The sequence below is a fragment of the Bacillus sp. XF8 genome (assembly GCF_017498755.1).
Classification (GTDB): domain Bacteria; phylum Bacillota; class Bacilli; order Bacillales; family Bacillaceae_G; genus Bacillus_A; species Bacillus_A bingmayongensis.
In genome coordinates, this window is record NZ_JAGDQK010000116.1 from 1 (window position 1) to 1,303 (window position 1,303).

General features: G+C 32.2%; 2 protein-coding genes and 1 pseudogene. 1 reads left to right on the forward strand and 2 read right to left on the reverse strand.

Annotation, left to right across the window (positions count from 1 at the left end):
- A partial coding sequence (locus tag J4P91_RS28630) for an ABC transporter ATP-binding protein (RefSeq protein WP_207996789.1) occupies positions 1-827 on the reverse strand: 827 nt, incomplete at its 3' end.
- The gene (locus J4P91_RS28635) at positions 824-1,063 is read right to left on the reverse strand and encodes a PLDc N-terminal domain-containing protein (RefSeq protein WP_207996790.1); all 240 of its coding nucleotides are present in this window, start codon (positions 1,061-1,063) and stop codon (positions 824-826) included. The genes J4P91_RS28630 and J4P91_RS28635, both read right to left, overlap by 4 nt.
- Positions 1,064-1,221: 158 nt before the next feature.
- Here J4P91_RS28635 and J4P91_RS28640 point away from each other — a divergent pair.
- Positions 1,222-1,303 (forward strand): annotated as a pseudogene (locus tag J4P91_RS28640) (transcriptional regulator); the annotation flags it as partial.

Here is a 1,303-nt window from a genome sequence, read left to right on the forward strand (position 1 = left end):
TGCTCAAGTGCATTTTTTAGTAACATATTTTTGTTTTTTTCGATGTTATTAACTTTTATTTTGATTTTATGCCCAATGATTTCTATCTCCTTTACATAAGGTAATCTTTTTACAATGTCAATCCAATTTTGATCTTTCGCTGTGATTTCTAAGCTTATCCTATCTTTGCTATTGCAGTTTAACAATTCGGTGATTGTTGTATCTTCTATTTTTGATCCGTTTTTTATAATTACAAATCGTTCGCATATTTCTTCCGCATCACCCAGTATATGGGTTGATAATAAAATCGTTGTATCTTTTTTTATTTCTTTGATCAGATTTAACACTTCTCTTCGGCCGATGGGATCTAATGCGGATACTGGTTCATCCATGACAATAAGCGAAGGCTTATGCAATAGTGCTTGTGCAATACCGAGTCGCTGTTTCATTCCACCGGAAAATGTGCCAACTTTTAAATTTTCTTCACCACTTAGTCCAACTTTTGTCAAAATTTCAGGTATTGAATTTGTTAATTCTTCTTTTTGCAATCCAGAAAGTTGTCCCATGAACGTAAGTGTTTCTTTCGCTGTCATCCAATGAAAAAAGTTAGGGTACTGTGGCAGGTAGCCTATTTCCCTTTTCATTTTCGAAATTTTTTTCCCATTCAGCAAAACTTCGCCCGCGTGTGGGTCGATAATATCTGAAACCACTTTTATTAATGTTGATTTCCCAGCTCCATTCGGTCCAATCAAGCCGACACATTCTCCCGATTGCAGTTCCATCGAGAAATTATTAACAGCGATTTTTTCTTTAAATATTTTCGTCACATTTTTGATTTCCAATTTCATATTCTCTCACTCTCCTTTCGCCCTATAACAAAGTACAGAATTGGACCAAGTGTATTAATAAAAAATATAATAAATGTCCAAATCAGAACGCTTTTTCTAGTTTTTCTATGTCTGTATAGATCAATTAATGCAATTAAAGCTAATAAGGTACCTACCGCAATAAACGGCAATATTATGGGGATAAAAGCCATTAAGTCAATATTTTTTAATTCATCAAACCCATAGTGCAGTTGCATTTTTAAGACTCCTTTTAAAGTTATTATTATCATTATTGATAATGATAATAATAACTTTAAAAGGAGTGCATTGCAATACCCATTCTCATTATTTATAATAAGAATGTAATTGATGGTAAATAGAAAAACAATCGATAAACACAAACAAGGAGAACATTATGGATAATAAAGTTGAAGTCTTAATGCATCCAGTAAGAATAAAAATTTCTCAGGTACTAATGAGGAATAAAGAAAATGGAT